The following is a 15,080-nucleotide window of genomic DNA, read 5'->3' as shown; positions in this document are numbered from 1 at the left end:
GGTCTACGCCGGGGCCGGGGAGTCCTCCCCGGCGCGCAGGATTCGCCAGCTCAGGTAGGCGCAGACGCCCGTCGCGGGCGCGCCCATCAAGGTGCTCGCGATCCCGAGCGCGACCACGTTCCCGGCCAGGTACAGCGGCACCATCACCGCCAGCGTGATGCCGGACTTCGCCAGGAACACCGCCATGCACCTCTGGTAGCGGCGCAGCCGCGGCCGGTCCCGCCACCAGGCGGACCGCTCGCCGCTCGCCGCCTCCACGATCAGGCCGACCACCGGCCGCCGGACCAGCGTGGAGATCAGGAACACCGTTCCCCCGGCCACGGCGAGCAGCAGGGACGGCAGGTAGAAGTCGATCCCCTGCCCGGTGCTCCCGGCCAGCGCCGCGGACAGCCCCACGACGACCAGCGGGCCGGCCGCCTGCCAGTACTTCCGGTCGCCGTACACCCGGATCACCGCGCACACGAGCACGCCTCCCACCGCGATCAGACCGGCGGTCACCACCCGCTCGGTCAGCAGGTAGGCGATCAGGAACAGCGCCCGGGAGGCGATGCCCTCGGCGATCGTGCGCCAGCCGCCCATGGCGGTGAACAGGGACATCGACTTCTGGGCCAGCAGGTTGGGGGTCATGCGCGCCGCTCCGCGACGACGCCGGTACCGGCCTTCTCGCGGGGGACATCGGTGGCGGGGAAGCCGTCCCGGCGCATCGCGTCCTCGTACGCGCCGATCGCCGCGAGCAGCGTCCCTTCCCCTCTGGCGGCCTGGACCAGGGCGTCGCGGAGGCGGTGCGCGTCCTGCATCGCGAGGTTGCCGCCGAAACCGGGGGCCGCGTGGATCGCATCGCCGAGCACCGTCACCGGACCGGCGGACCACGCCGCCATGGCGGGGATCGTCGCGCCGCGCAGCGCGACGGTGACGTCCGGCCATGCCCGGCCGACGATCGACCGCAGGTCCGGGTGCAGGGCCTCGGCCTCCTTCCGGGCCCGGTGCCACCGCTCGGCCGGCGGCCCTGCCAGGTCGGGCCACTCCCCCGTGACGGGCAGCGCCCACATCACATAGTCCTCGGCGGCCGTGACGGCGGGGCCTCGCAGGGCGGGCAGCCATCGGTCGCGGGCGGCCACCGGCGGCTGGGAGAACCGCAGCACGCCCAGCGCCATCATCCTGCCGTGCATCCGCATGGCGGCGGAATTGTGGCCGATCAGGGCGGGCAGCCCGACATCGGCCACCGCGCGCAGCGGGGTGGCGCCCATCAGCATGTGCCTGCCGGTGTCGAGCACGCGGACGTGCGGCAGGTACTGGCGGCGGACCGCCGAACCGATCCCGTCCGCCCCGACCAGCACATCGGCGGTGTCGGTGCCACCGTCGGCGAACCAGGCCCGCACGGTGCCGTCGGGCCGTCGCTTGAACCGGGTGAACCGGGCCCCGAACCGCACCCTGTCCTCCAAACCGGTCAGCAGCACCGCGCGCAACAGCGGCCGATCCGCCTGGCGTCCGGGCCGGGCCGTCCCGGGCGCGCCGTCGAGCGGCCGGGCGTGCTGCACGGTGAGCCGCCCGTCCGTCTCGGCGAGCGCCAGCGCCTCACGCCGCGCCCCGCCCATGGTGGCCTCGGCCATCGCGGCATGACCGTGCGGCAGGCACGCCCGCAACGCCGCCGCTCCCCGGTCGTCCATGTGCAGGCTGATCCCCTGCGGACGCCCTTCCACCCTGTCCCGCTCGTACACCACGACATCGATCCCCGCCCGGTGTAACCCCTGCGCCAGCGTCAACCCGCCGAGCCCCGCTCCGATCACGATCACGCGCATGCCACATCGCCTTTCTTCATCGCCCGATGAAGAACATGCTAGGGGGCACGCCGACAAAACTCCACCAGACAATGAAGAAAGGCGGCGGGCGAGACCTGCCGCCGGGCGGGTGCACGGCGACCGTCACCTTCTGCGGTGCTCCGACGTGCCCCGCAGCGAGCTGGTGCCCTCGTCGCGGCTCACCTCACCGGTGAAGGGGGGCGTGGAATATCGCGCCATGTCCTTGTGCGCGCGCGGAAGAAGCACATCGTCGTCCCATCCCGAGCGTGATGGTGTCGTGGACGTACTTCGCGAGGGTGTGATCCGGCTGCGGCAGCCCGCGATCCCGCTCGTCGGCGGGGGCCGTCCTCAGTTCGCCGGCACTTTCCTTGATCGCGGGCTCGGGATCGTCACGTCCATGGCCGTGACGATGGTTCCGCGATTCGTGATACCTGCCTGGTCCGGTCACCCGTCTGGCGAACGGGGGCCGGCTGGAGGCATCAGGAGAGGTCGGCCCGGTGGTCGGCGGCCCACTGGGCGAGGGTGCGGCCCGGGCGGCCGAGGACCTGTTCGACGTCGGGGAGCACGGCGGGCGGCTCCTCGGCGTATTCGGCCTGGTAGCCGAGCACGTATTCGGCGATGTCCGCGGGCATCCCCGCGGTGATGTAGGCGGCGCGCGCCTGGCCGTACGTCAGCGGCTCGAAGCGCAGGGTCCTGCCGAGCCCTTCGCCGATGGCGGCGGCCTGCTCGCGGTGGCTGAGCGCCTGCGGGCCGCTCAGTGAGTACGCCCGCCCGGCGTGCCCGTCCTCCAGCAGCGCCGCCACCGCGACCTCCGCGATGTCGGCCTCGTGCACCGGCACGCCGAGCGCGTCGGGGTAGGCGCTGCGCACCACGCCCTCGGCGCGGATCGAATGCGCCCACACGTCCAGCTTGTTGACGGCGAACTCGCCCGGCCGGACGTGGGTCCACTCCAGGCCGGAGCCCTCGATCGCCTGCTCGACGTCGAGCAGCATCTCGTAGCTGCCCGGCCGCCGTACCGTGACGGCCACGCCGGTGAGGGTGACGATGCGGCTGACGCCCGCCTTGACCGCGCGCCCGGCGAAGGCGGCGGCCTGCTCGGCCGCGGACGTGGGGTCGAGCATGCCGGCCAGGTAGTAGACCCGGTCCACGCCGTCGAGCGCGCCGGCCGCCTCGCCGAGATCGCCCGCGGCCAGTTCCACGCCCTCGGGCAGGGCTGCGGTGGCCGGGTTCCTGGTCAGGGCCCGTACCCGCTGCCCGGCGCGCAGCAGCCGGTCCACCACGATGCGTCCCACCGTGCCCGTCGCTCCGGTCACCAGGATGGTCATTGATGTTCCTCCGTTCGTCGATGGTGGTCGATCGGGGGCCGAGATTAGCCCCGCGCGCCCCTCCTCCGCATATCGGCTCACGTCTCATTTGGCAGTTCAGCGGGCATGTAGCAGGATCGCCGGAATGGAGGCACTCGCCCGCCGGCTGGTCCCCGACGAGATGTGGGAGGTGGCCGGCTCGCTCATGCCGGGGCGGCGGCCGCGGCGTCAGGGGGGCGGCCGGGCCGCGGCCGACGCGCGTACGGTCCTGACCGCGGTCGTTTACGTGATCACCAGCGGGTGCGCCTGGCAGAACCTGCCGCCCGCGTTCGGCGTCACCGTGCCCACGGCGCATCGCTGGTTCGCCCGCTGGACCGAGGCCGGCCTGTGGCGGAACCTCTGCGAGGCCACCGCGCACGATCCCGCGCTGGCCGAGTGGACCAGGGCGATCCGTGACGCTGCGGCATGCCGGGTGTACACCTGAAAATTCACCAAAAGAGACATGGGTTCGGGCCGCTCGCTGTACGGACTTGTCCGGACATCTAGGAAGACCTTTGCCGCCTGCCCGGACCCTGCCGCAATGGTCTTCCGGCAACGGACAACGGGTTGCGAGCGAGCGAAACGAGGTGACGCATGGCGGGTCCGGTACGGCTCGGCCGGCGCGGAAGGACACTTGGCGCCCTGGCGGGAACACTGGCCCTGGTGGGGGCGCTGCTCAGCGCGGCTCCCGCGGCGGCGGAGGATCTTGAGGAGCATCTCTGCGATTCCGGGTCGCGGGACGACGTCCTGCTCCAGTTCCGGACCGGCGCGGACGATCTGCGCGGCGACAACTGGTGGGGCGACTCCAATCTCGCGATCACGGTGGTCTCCCGGGTGCGGCCGGCGTTCCGGGTGGAGAACGTCAACCGGGGCAAGAACTGGGGCGGCGGGGAGACCAGCTCGGTACGCATCTGCCTGAACAGGCACGGGTTCACCGCGGCCGAGGTCAGCGGCCTCCGGCTGGAGGTGGTCAACGACCCGTTCGGCGTCTTCGACAACTGGAACCTGGACCACTTGAACACGTCGGTCCGTTCCTTCACCCTCGGCGAGTGGCAGCGCGTGCGGGAGTCCACCCGGACGGGCGCCCCGCTGCACCGGTTCGACGGCGACCGGCCCACCTTCGATGTCCAGGTGGAGGACCTGTTCAACGGCGGCTTCGAGTTCGGTTCGCAGCCCGTCATCACCGCCCCCTGGTTCGGCGAGGGCCCGGACTGGAAGGGCGTGGACGTCGGGATCGGTCATATGCTCACCGGCCGGAACAACGCCTTCACCTGGTCCACCGGACGCAACTGGAACGCGATCCTGCAGACCGTCCCGGTGCGGCCGGACACCCCCTATGTGCTGACCGGGTGGATTCGCACCTCCGACAAGGTGAACACCGGCTTCTTCGGCGCACGCCTCGCGGGCATCTGGCCCCCGCCGGGCGAGGTCCACTTCGGCCCGCACAAGGGCGTCTACACCGAGGTCACCTCGCGTTTCCGGACGCGAAACCACACCCAGGCCACGGTGTTCGCCGGGCTATGGGGGGTGGGCACCCCCGGCGGCGACTGGATCCAGCTCGACGAGGTCGAACTGCGCGTGGACAGATGAGCGACGGCGCCCGGCACGGAGGCCCGCCCCCGTGCCGGGCGCCGGACGCCGGGAGCCGGGAGCCCGGAGCGAGCGGCCGAATCGGCTTACGGAAAATCGCACCGGGCCATCACTCAGCGAATACGGCCCCGTTCACCCGGGGCCTTTCCCGGCGGCCATCCGTGCTTCATCAGAAATCCGCGGAAAACCCTTGCGCGAATGCCGCGTCCGCCGCATACGATCGCCATAAGGGATGGGAGATATTCCAGGCGGGATTACGACTGGAATCCGGGGGCCCCCTTCTCATCCTCCATGTTCTTCAACAGGGAGGATCGTTTGAACGTGCGCGCGTTAGCCGCGGTATTAGCCGCGGCCTCGATGTACGCCGCCCTTGTGGCGGCCCCGGCGGTGGCCGCGCCCGCCAAGCCCGACGTCCCCCACGAGGTCTTCTCCCCCGACGGGACGATCAAGCACGTCGAAGTGGACCCGGCCGACCTGCCGAAGGTCCCGAAATCACTGGTCGCCGCACCCTCCAGGCTCAAGGAGGTGGAGATCAACGGGCCGAGTGACAACCGCATCGACCTGGTGTTCCTCGGTGACGGCTATACCGCGGCCGAGCAGACCGCCTACGGCACGGAGATCGACGCGGCCTGGGCGACCATGACGGAGCGAGAGCCGTACAAGTCCTACCGCAAGCTCTTCAACGTCTGGCGCATCGAGATCGACTCGCCGCAGTCGGGGGTGAGCGGCGACCCGACCGCCGACGTGCACGTGGACAGCCCGCTGGCCTCGGCGTTCTGGTGCGGCGGCACCGAGCGCCTGCTCTGCGTGGACACCACCAAGGCCTGGGAGTACGCGCAGGCGCTCGTGCCCGGCGCCGACCAGGTCCTGGTGCAGGCCAACAGCACCAAGTACGGCGGCGCGGGCTACTCCGGCTCCGACGTCGGCACCTTCTCCCGCAACCCGCTGTCCAGGGAGGTCGTGCTGCACGAGCTGGGCCACTCGCAGGGTGACCTGGCCGACGAGTACGACTACGGCGGCCCCGAGCAGTACCCCGGCACCAGCGAGCCCTACGCGGCGAACGTCACCATCGACTCCACCGGCGCCAAGTGGGGCGTGTGGCTGGGCGAGGCGACCCCCGACGGCGGCATCATCGGCGCCTTCGAGGGCGGCGACTACAGCCGCTTCGGCGTCTGGCGGCCCAGCGAGAACTCGCTGATGCGCAACCTGAACCAGGACTTCGGCCTGGTCAACCGGGAGAAGCTGGTGCAGTCCTTCTACGGCGAGATCAATCCCGTGGACTCGGTCTCCTCCCCCGAGGGCGGCACGCACAACGCCACCCAGCCGCTCACGGTCACCACGGTTGACGTGCCGCTGACGATCAAGTGGCAGGTGGACGGCGTGGCGGTGCCCGCCTGGAACGGCAAGAAGACGCTGACCCCGGCCGACTTCGCCTCGACCGGCAAGTCCACCTTCGCGCTGAAGGGCACGGTCACCGACGAGACCGCGATGGTACGCAACCCGATCTATAAGCCGGACCTGACGCAGACGCTGTCCTGGACGGTCGGCCAGAACAGCAGCACCAACGCCTCGGCGGCCTTCACCAAGACCGCCGACTGGGGGTCGGGCTTCGAGGCGAGCGTGTCCGTCAAGGCGGGCAGCACCGCGCTGACCTCGTGGACGGTCGAGTTCGACGTGCCCGCGGGCTTCAGCGTCACCAGCACCTGGGACGCGAACCGGACCCAGAACAACACCCGCTACACCTTCACCAACAAGCCGTACAACGGCTCGGTCAATCCGGGTCAGACGGTCACGTTCGGTCTGGGCGGATCTCCGGGCAACTTCCCCGGCATCTCCAACTGCAAGGTGAACGGGAACCCGTGTAGCTGACGGTCACATACCGTACGCGTCCGCCCTCCGGCCCTTCCCAGAAAAGGGCCGGGGGGCGGACGCCCCTATGTCACCCTCACATTAAATCGAGCCCCCGGTGTCCGCTTTTGGACCGGGGGCTGAGAAGTGTTACCGGGCTCCCTGGGTGGGCCCTTTACGTTGTCCCAATGCCTTTGGTGGTATTGTCCGGATGAATGCTGAAATATCGGGTCAGCACTCGGCGCCGGGGGCGGGCCGCACCGGGTTCGGCGACGGCCGGTACGGACCCGGGATCGCGGCCCCGCGACTGCCGCCCCTGACTGCCGGGCGGGGCCGGACCGCAAAATGGGAGAGTCGTTGACCATGGTCTGGGGCCATCCGTTATACGGTCGAACCCCCACCACTGATAAGGACCACCATGACTGACCCCGCGAACGCCGCCGAGTCGGCCTGGGAGCGCGTCGACACCACCGTCCCCCACTCGGCCCGGGTCTGGAACTTCCTGCTCGGCGGCAAGAACCACTTCGCCGCCGACCGTGAGGTCGGTGAGCGGCTGCTGACGATGTTCCCGGACTTCGCGATGGTCGCCCGGTTACAGCGGGAGTTCCTCCGGCGGGCGGTCAGGTACCTGGTGACCGAGGCGGGCGTACGGCAGTTCCTGGACCTCGGCACCGGCCTGCCAACGGCGGAGAACACCCACGAGGTCGCGCAGAGCCTGGCCCCCGAGTCCCGCGTGGTCTACGTCGACAACGATCCGATCGTGCTCGTCCACGCGCGCGCCCTGCTCACCAGCACCCCGCCCGGCGCCACCGACTACCTCGACGCCGACGTGCGCGACCCGCAGGAGATCCTCGCCGGGGCCGCCAAGACGCTCGACTTCCGCGAGCCCGTCGCGGTGATGATGCTGAGCATCGCGGGGCAGGTCACCGACAAGGACGGCCCCCAGGAGATCATCGACACGCTGCTCGCCCCGCTGGTCCCGGGCAGCTACCTGGCGCTCAGCGACGGCGTGAACACCAACCCGGCGCTGGTGGAGGCCGTGCGCGGCTACAACCGCACCGCCGCCAACACCTACCAGTTGCGCAGCCCGGCGCGGCTCGCCGAGTTCTTCACCGGCCTGGAGCTGGTCGAACCGGGCGTGGTACCGACCCCCGAATGGCGCCCCGACCCGGACCGCTGGGACCCGCCCTTCCCGGTCGTCAGCGCCGTGTGCGGAGTCGCCCGCAAACCCTGACCCCCGCACAGGCAGGCGTCCGACAGGGGTGGGCAGATGCGTTCGGCGCGGGTCTCCATCGTCTCGGTGTTCATCGTCTTCGTGCTCAACGGCCTCATCGCCGGTTCGTGGGGGCCGCGCATGCCCGCGCTGGCGGACCGGATCGAGGCGGGCCCCGGCGCGCTCGGCCTGGCGCTGCTCGGGGCGAACGTCGGCCTGATCGCCGCGGCGTCGTTCGCGGGCCGGGCGTGCGCCCGCCTCGGCGCCCGCGTCATGGTGCTCGCCTCGGCCATCGCCGCCTCGGCCGTGCTGCCCGTCCTCGCCCTGGTCACCTCGCCGCTTCAGCTCGGCCTGGTCCTGGTACTGCTCGGCGCGTCCTTCGGCGCCTTCGACGTGTCGATGAACGTCGCCGCCGTCGGCGTCATCCGCGGGACGGGACGGCCGCTGATGCCGGTCTTCCACGCGGGTTTCAGCTTCGGCGCGCTGACCGGTTCGCTGGGCGCGGCGTTCGCCGCCGGCCGGCAGGTCGCGCTGCTCCCGTACTTCGGCGTGGCCGCCGTCGCCGCCCTGACCCTCACCGCCGCCGTGATCCGGTTCGTGCCGCGCGAGGAGCCCGCCCCCGGCACCGCCCGGCGCGCCGGGCTCGACCGCGGCCTGCTGCGCCGCCCCGCGCTGTGGCTGCTCGGCGGCATCGCGTTCGTCGCGGCCATCGTCGAGGGTTCGAGCTACGACTGGTCGGCGCTGTTCGCGGTCCGTGAGCGGGGCCTGCCGGAGGCCGCCGGGGCGATCCTGTTCTCCGCGTTCTGCCTCACGATGGGGCTGGTCCGGCTGGCCGGGGAGCGGATCCAGCGCCGCTTCGGCGCGGCCCGCATCCTGGTCACCGGTTCCCTGCTGGCCGGGGCGGGCCTGCTGACGGCCGCGACCGTGCCGGTGGCCTGGTTCACCTACGCCGGATACGTGCTCGCGGGCGGCGGCATCGCGTTCGCCTTCCCGGTCGTGCTCGATCTCGCCGGCGCGGCCGGCCTGCGCGCCGACGGCACCGGCGGCGAGCGGGAGATCGGTTTCGTCACGACCATCGCCTACTCGGGCTTCCTGATCGGCCCGCCCATGATCGGCGGCCTCGCCCAGCTCACCGGCCTGTCCTTCGCCATCGGCTTCGCCGGCGCCGTCGCCCTGCTGATCGCCCCCCTCACCCTGGCCGCCGAGTCCACCATGAAACATGGTTTGCCTACTTGAATAGTAGGATTTGGCGAAAGGTGCACAGAACAGGGAGATCTGCTGATGAGCCTGGAATTCCTCTGGTACATCCCCAATCAGGTGCAGCCCGGGCACCGCGGTGACGAGGTCGCCGCCGACCACAACAGCCTGGAGACGCTGACCCGGCAGGCCAGGGCCCTGGAGGAGCACGGGTGGGGCGGGGCGCTGATCGGGACCGGGTGGGGAAGGCCGGACACGTTCACGGTGGCGGCGGCGCTGGCCGCGCGGACGACGACGTTCCGGCCGCTGATCGCGATCCGGCCCGGCTACTGGCGGCCGGCGAACTTCGCCGCCGCGGCGGCGACGCTGGACCGGCTCACCGGGGGGCGGGTGCTGGTCAACATCGTCTCGGGCAAGGACGACCTGAGCGCGTACGGCGACAGCGAGGGCGACCAGGCCCAGCGGTACGCGCGGACCAAGGAGTTCATCCAGCTCACGCGCAAACTGTGGACCGAGGAGAACGTCACCTACCTCGGCGAGCACTTCGGCGTCACCGGCTCGACCCTGGCGCAGCGGCCGGTGGTCCGGGACGGGCGGGCGCATCCCCGGCTGTACTTCGGCGGGGCCTCCGAGGCCGCAGAGCGGGTGGCCGCCACCGAGGCCGACGTGCAGCTCTTCTGGGGGGAACCGCTCGACGACGTGGCCGAGCGGATCGAGCGGCTGAAGCGGCTGGCCGAGAAGCTGGGGCGCGAGCACCCGCCGCTGGAATTCGGGCTGCGGGTCACCACGCTGGTGCGCGACACCGGCGAGCAGGCGTGGGCCGACGCCGAGGCCAAGGTCGCCGAGATGGCCGGGGGCCGGATCGCCCGCGACCCGAACCGGCACATCGCCGTCGGCCAGCGGCGGCTGCTCGACCTGACCACCCGGGGAGAGGTCCTGGACGACAACCTCTACACCGCGCCCGGCAGGGTCGGCGGCGGCGGCGCGGGCACGACCTGGCTGGTCGGGTCGGCGGCGGAGGTGGCGCGGTCGCTGCGCAGGTACCAGGCCCTGGGCATCACCCACTTCGTGCTCTCCGACACCCCGTATCTCCCGGAGATCCAACGGCAGGGTGAGCAGTTGCTGCCGCTCCTGCGCGGCGAGGACGAGACCCCGCACCGGGCCTTCCATGACAAACCGGATATAGTCCACTAAACCTACCTAGTTCTTACGGAGTAACGGTGTCGAGTAAGCTCGCCGGCGTCCTGGCCGCCCTCACCCTGCTCGTCGCCGCGTGCGGGTCCGGCCCAGGGAACGCGCGGCAGGGCGGGTCCTCCGCGGCGCCCGGCTCCGCCACGATCGAGATCGGCTCCCTGTACGAACCGCAGAACCTCGACAACACCGCGGGCGGCGGGCAGGGCGTGACCGAGGCCCTCAACGGCAACGTCTACGAGGGCCTGTTCCGGCTGACCGACGCGGGCAAGGTCGAGAACCTGCTGGCGGAGAGCCACAAGGTCGCCGACGACGGCCTCACCTACACGTTCAAGCTGCGCAAGGGCGTGCGGTTCCACTCCGGCAAGGCGCTCACCGCCGCCGACGTGAAGAACAGCATCGAGCGGGTGCTCGCCGAGGACTCCCAGTCGGCGCGCAGGAGCAACCTCAAGGTGATCAGGTCGGTGACCGCCCCCGACGACGCCACCGCCGTCGTCAAGCTGTCCAGCCGGTCCATCTCGCTGGTGTACAACCTGAGCCACGTGTGGATCGTCAACACCGCCGCCAAGGACCTGACCACCGCCGCCGACGGCACCGGCCCGTACAAGCTGGACGCCTGGAAGCGCGGTTCCACGCTCAGCCTTGCGCCCTTCCCCGGCTACTGGGGCCCCCGGCCCGCCAACGGCGGAGTCGTGTTCCACTACTTCACCGAGGCCACCGCGCTCAACAACGCGCTGCTGACCGGCGCGGTGGACATCGTGACCAGCCAGCAGAGCCCCGACGCGCTGAGCCGGTTCACCGGGAACCAGGATTACAAGATCAGTGAGGGCCACTCCACCACCAAGCTGCTGCTCGCCTTCAACGACCGCAGGGCGCCGTTCGACAAGCCGCAGGTGCGCCGGGCGGTCGCCGCGGCCATCGACGACGCCAAGCTGCTGGAGTCGGTGTGGGCGGGCCACGGCAGCCTGATCGGCTCGATGGTGCCGCCCACCGACCCATGGTACGAGGACCTGACCTCGCTCGACCGCCACGATGTCGAGCAGGCCAAGCGAGACCTCGCCGCGGCGGGCCACCCCCAGGGGTTCCGCTTCACGCTGGACACCCCCAACTACGACCCGCACCCCACCGCCGCGACGTTCATCAAGGGCGAGCTGGCCAAGGTCGGCATCACGGTGGACATCAACGTGATCACCGCCGACGAGTGGTACACCAAGGTCTACAAGAACCGCGACTTCGCCGCCACCATGCAGGAGCACGTCAACGACCGGGACGTGGTCTGGTACGGCGACCCCGGCTTCTACTGGGGCTACGACGACGAGCAGGTCACCACCTGGGTGGCGGAGGCCGAGCGGGCCGAGACCACCGAGGAGCAGACCGCGCTGCTGAAGAAGGCCAACCGGCGGATCGCCGAGAACGCGGCCAGCGACTGGCTCTACCTCTACCCGCAGATCGTGGTGGCCTCCTCGGCGCTGTCCGGCTACCCGGTCAACGGGCTCAACTCGCAGTTCTACGCGTACGGGATCAAGAAGGGCTGATGGCGCGCTACCTGCTGCGCCGCACCGCCTTCCTGCTGGGCTCGCTGCTGGCGGCGGCGGGCCTGTTGTTCCTGCTGCTGCGGATGCTGCCCGGCGACCCGGCCAACGCGCTGCTGTCGGTCGGGGCGACGCCGGAGCAGATCGCCGCGGCCCGCCGCCAGATCGGCTCGGACCGGCCGCTCGCCGAGCAGTTCTGGACCTGGCTGACCGGGCTGGCCCGGCTGGACTTCGGCACGTCGTTCGTCAGCAGGCTGCCGGTCGGGCCGGAGATCTCGGCCCGGCTGGTGGTCACCGTGCCGCTGACGCTGCTGTCGTTCGGGCTCGCGGTGGCGGTGGCGGTGCCGGTCGGGTTCGTGGCGGCGTGGCGCGCAGGTCGCTGGTACGGGGCGGCGCTGAACGCGCTCTCCCAGCTCGGCATCGCGGTGCCGGTGTTCTGGATCGGGATGTTGCTGGTGACGGTGTTCGCGCTGCGGCTGCGGCTGCTGCCCACGGGCGGGTTCCCGCGCGATGACTGGGCCGAGCCGGGCCGGGCGCTGACCGCGCTGGCCCTGCCGGTCGTCACGATCGCGCTGGTCATGTCGGCCTCCCTGATCCGGTACGTCCGTTCGGCCACGCTCGACGTACTGGGCGCGGACTACCTGCGCACCGCGCGGGCGCTCGGGGCCACCTTCGCCGGGGCCATGTGGCGGCACGGGCTGCGCAACGCCTCCGTGCCGATCATCTCGATCCTCGGCATCGAGCTGGCCACGACGTTCCTCGGCGCGGTGGTGGTGGAGAGCGTGTTCACCCTGCCGGGGCTCGGGACGATGCTGGTCGAGGGGATCGCCGAGCACGACTATCCGGTCATCCAGGGCGTGCTGGTGGTCAGCACGTTCGGGGTGCTGGTGATCGGATTCGCCGCGGACCTGGCGCAGCGGCTGGTCGATCCGCGGCTGCGGGCGCACGTGGGCGGGGGACGCCGATGAGGGGACGGCTCACGTTCGCGGCGGGATGCGCGCTGGTGGGCATCGTGCTCGGGGTGGCGCTCGTGTCGCTGCTGTGGCTGCCCTACGACCCGGCCGACACCACGGGCGGGCGGCTCGCGCCGCCGGGCGACGGGCACCTGCTCGGCACCGACAAGCTGGGCCGCGACCTGCTCACCCAGCTCATGTCGGGCGCGCGGACCGCGCTGATCGCCGGGATCGGCTCGGTGCTCGTCGGCGGGCTGCTCGGGGTGACGGCCGGGCTGCTCGCGGGCTTCGCGACCCGCTGGCTGGACGACGCGCTGTCGGCGGCGCTGGACATCGCGATCGCCTTCCCGACGCTGCTGCTGGCGATGCTGGTCGCGGCGGCGCGGGAGGCGTCGCTGGGCTCGGTGGTGCTGGCCGTCGGGCTGGGGATGTCCGCGATCGTCGCCCGGCTGACACGGGTGCTGGTCAAACGGGTGCTGGCGCAGGACTACATCACGGCGGCGCGGACCTCCGGCACCTCCTGGCCGCGGATCGTGGCCGAGCACGTGCTGCCGAACATCTGGCCGATGCTGGTCGTCAACCTGGCACTCCAGCTCGGGCTCGCGGTGCTGGCGGAGGCCGCGCTGTCCTACCTCGGTCTCGGCCCTCCCCCGCCGAACGCCTCCTGGGGGCGGCTGCTGCAGGAGGCCCAGGCGACCGTGCTGACCGCGCCGATCGGCGCCATCGCGCCGGGCGTACTGCTCGTCGTCCTGGTCGTGGGCACGAACCTGGTCGCCGACGGCCTGCGCGACCTCGCCGACCCCATCCGCAGGAGCACCCGATGAGCGCACTGGACGTGACCGGCCTCTCGATCCACCACGCGAGCGGCCGGGAGCCGGTCCGGGATCTGTCCTTCACGCTCGCCCCCGGCGAACGGCTCGGCCTGATCGGCGAGTCCGGCTCGGGCAAGTCGCTCACCGCGCTGGCCGTCATGGGGCTGCTGCCCGCCGGGATGACCGCGCGCGGCAGCGTGCTGCTGGGCGGCACCCAGGTGATCGGGACACCGGACCGCAGGCTGAACCGGGTGCGCGGCCGGGCCGCGGCGGCGGTCTTCCAGGAGCCGCTGACCGCGATGGACCCGCTGATGCGCGTCGGGCGGCAGCTCGCCGGACCGATCCGCCGCCGCCACGGGCTGCGCGGCGCGCGGCTGCGGGACGCCGTGCGTTCGGCCCTGGCGGAGGTACGGCTGCCGGAACGGGCCACCGCGGCCTACCCGCACGAGCTTTCCGGCGGGCAGCGCCAGCGGGCGGCCATCGCCATGGCCCTGGCCTGCGAGCCGGACCTGCTGATCGCCGACGAGCCGACCACGGCGCTGGACGTCACGGTGCAGGCCGAGATCCTGGCCCTGCTGGACGGCCTGGTCGCGGGCCGGGGCATGGCGCTGCTGTTCATCAGCCACGATCTCGCGGTCATCGCCGAGGTGGCCGACCGGGTGGTGGTGCTCAAGGACGGCTCGATGGTGGAGTCGGGAAGGACGCGGGACATCGTGCGCGAGCCGCGGCACGCCTACACGCGCTCGCTGGTGGACAGCGCGTGGGCCCTGGAGGGCGAACTCGATCGGCTGGCCCCGTGACCGCCGCCCCGGCCGCCGTGCTGGCGGCGCACGAGGTCGGGTACGCCTACCGGGGCGGGCGGCCCGTGCTTTCGGACGTCTCGCTGTCGGTGACGCCGGGGCGCGGCCTGGCGCTGGTCGGCGAGTCCGGCGCGGGCAAGACGACGCTGCTGCGGCTGCTGCTCGGACTGGCCCGGCCGACCTCGGGCCGGGTGCTGTTCGACGGCGCGGAGCCGAACCCGCGCGATCCGGCGTTCCGCCGGGCGGTCCAGCCGGTGTTCCAGGACCCGTACTCCTCGCTCGACCCGCGCCGCCGGGTCGGCCGCATCGTCTCCGAACCGCTGCGCTCGCTTCGCCTGCTCGCCCCCGGGTCCCGCGCGGCCCGGCGGGAGGAGGCCGCCGCGCGGGTGGCCGAGGCGCTGCGCTCGGTGGGGCTGCCCGCCGACGCGGCCGGCCGCTACCCGCACGAGTTCTCCGGCGGGCAGCGGCAGCGCGTCGCGATCGCCAGGGCCATCGTGGGCGGCCCCCGGGTGCTGCTGGCCGACGAGCCCGTCAGCGCCCTGGACGTCACCACCCGGGTCCGCGTGGTCGGACTGCTCGGCGAGCTGGCCGAGACCCACGGGGTGACGGTCGTGGTGGTCTCGCACGACCTGGCGGTGGTCGCGGCGCTGTGCGCCGACACCGCGGTCATCGAGCGCGGGCGGGTGGTGGAACAGGGCCGCACGGCCGACGTACTGGGCTCGCCCGCCCACCCGTACACCAGGAAACTGCTCGACAGCGTGCCCCGGCTGAGCCGCGCCGCCCGGCTCGGCCCGCCGTGAGC

Annotated in this window: 14 protein-coding genes; 11 read left to right on the top strand and 3 right to left on the bottom strand. The window is 71.9% G+C overall.

The window, feature by feature from the left end; genetic code table 11:
- Positions 1-3 precede the first annotated feature (3 nt).
- The 3 genes from DP939_RS30595 to DP939_RS30585 form a co-directional block, all read right to left on the bottom strand.
- Positions 4-627 carry a DUF3159 domain-containing protein gene (locus DP939_RS30595; RefSeq protein WP_113984306.1) on the bottom strand — a complete coding sequence of 208 codons (624 nt, stop codon included), beginning with the start codon at positions 625-627 and terminating at the stop codon, positions 4-6.
- Positions 624-1,799 carry an FAD-dependent oxidoreductase gene (locus tag DP939_RS30590; protein ID WP_113984305.1) on the bottom strand — a complete coding sequence of 392 codons (1,176 nt, stop codon included), beginning with the start codon at positions 1,797-1,799 and terminating at the stop codon, positions 624-626. The genes DP939_RS30595 and DP939_RS30590 overlap by 4 nt, the downstream gene beginning before the upstream one ends.
- Positions 1,800-2,278: 479 nt before the next feature.
- Positions 2,279-3,124 (bottom strand): NAD(P)H-binding protein, encoded by an 846-nt coding sequence (locus tag DP939_RS30585; protein WP_113984304.1) that lies wholly within the window; start codon positions 3,122-3,124, stop codon positions 2,279-2,281.
- A gap of 124 nt (positions 3,125-3,248) precedes the next feature.
- Between DP939_RS30585 and DP939_RS30580 the strand changes: the two genes are divergently transcribed.
- From DP939_RS30580 to DP939_RS30530, 11 genes are all read left to right on the top strand, one after another.
- Positions 3,249-3,587 (top strand): transposase, encoded by a 339-nt coding sequence (locus DP939_RS30580; RefSeq protein WP_158578764.1) that lies wholly within the window; start codon positions 3,249-3,251, stop codon positions 3,585-3,587.
- A gap of 149 nt (positions 3,588-3,736) precedes the next feature.
- A complete protein-coding gene (locus DP939_RS30575; RefSeq protein ID WP_147268199.1) occupies positions 3,737-4,732 on the top strand; it encodes a hypothetical protein in 996 nt (331 codons plus the stop codon).
- A gap of 321 nt (positions 4,733-5,053) precedes the next feature.
- Complete coding sequence (locus tag DP939_RS30570; RefSeq protein WP_158578762.1) at positions 5,054-6,601, top strand: M64 family metallopeptidase; 1,548 nt, start codon at positions 5,054-5,056, stop codon at positions 6,599-6,601.
- Between the two features lie 397 nt (positions 6,602-6,998).
- Positions 6,999-7,814, top strand: a complete 816-nt coding sequence (locus DP939_RS30565) for an SAM-dependent methyltransferase (RefSeq protein ID WP_113984300.1) — start codon at positions 6,999-7,001, stop codon at positions 7,812-7,814.
- Between the two features lie 36 nt (positions 7,815-7,850).
- Entirely contained in the window at positions 7,851-9,029 is a 1,179-nt protein-coding gene (locus DP939_RS30560; protein ID WP_113984299.1) for an MFS transporter, read from the top strand.
- 45 nt (positions 9,030-9,074) lie between these two features.
- Entirely contained in the window at positions 9,075-10,184 is a 1,110-nt protein-coding gene (locus tag DP939_RS30555; RefSeq protein ID WP_113984298.1) for an LLM class flavin-dependent oxidoreductase, read from the top strand.
- A 26-nt stretch (positions 10,185-10,210) separates the two neighbouring features.
- Positions 10,211-11,716: an ABC transporter substrate-binding protein gene (locus tag DP939_RS30550; RefSeq protein ID WP_113984297.1), complete on the top strand. Its 1,506-nt coding sequence runs from the start codon at positions 10,211-10,213 to the stop codon at positions 11,714-11,716.
- Positions 11,716-12,681 (top strand): ABC transporter permease, encoded by a 966-nt coding sequence (locus DP939_RS30545; RefSeq protein ID WP_113984296.1) that lies wholly within the window; start codon positions 11,716-11,718, stop codon positions 12,679-12,681. The genes DP939_RS30550 and DP939_RS30545 overlap by 1 nt, the downstream gene beginning before the upstream one ends.
- Positions 12,678-13,490 (top strand): ABC transporter permease, encoded by an 813-nt coding sequence (locus tag DP939_RS30540; protein WP_113984295.1) that lies wholly within the window; start codon positions 12,678-12,680, stop codon positions 13,488-13,490. Before DP939_RS30545 ends, DP939_RS30540 begins: the two co-directional genes overlap by 4 nt.
- On the top strand, positions 13,487-14,278 hold the full coding sequence (locus DP939_RS30535) for an ATP-binding cassette domain-containing protein (protein ID WP_113984294.1): 792 nt from the start codon (positions 13,487-13,489) through the stop codon (positions 14,276-14,278). Before DP939_RS30540 ends, DP939_RS30535 begins: the two co-directional genes overlap by 4 nt.
- The gene (locus DP939_RS30530) at positions 14,275-15,078 is read left to right on the top strand and encodes an ABC transporter ATP-binding protein (protein WP_225878601.1); all 804 of its coding nucleotides are present in this window, start codon (positions 14,275-14,277) and stop codon (positions 15,076-15,078) included. Before DP939_RS30535 ends, DP939_RS30530 begins: the two co-directional genes overlap by 4 nt.
- The last annotated feature ends 2 nt before the right edge of the window (positions 15,079-15,080 follow it).

The sequence above is a fragment of the Spongiactinospora rosea genome (genome assembly GCF_003315795.1).
Lineage (GTDB): Bacteria > Actinomycetota > Actinomycetes > Streptosporangiales > Streptosporangiaceae > Spongiactinospora > Spongiactinospora rosea.
The sequence above is the reverse complement of the archived record's forward strand: the minus strand, read 5'-3'. Positions and strand labels throughout refer to the sequence as shown.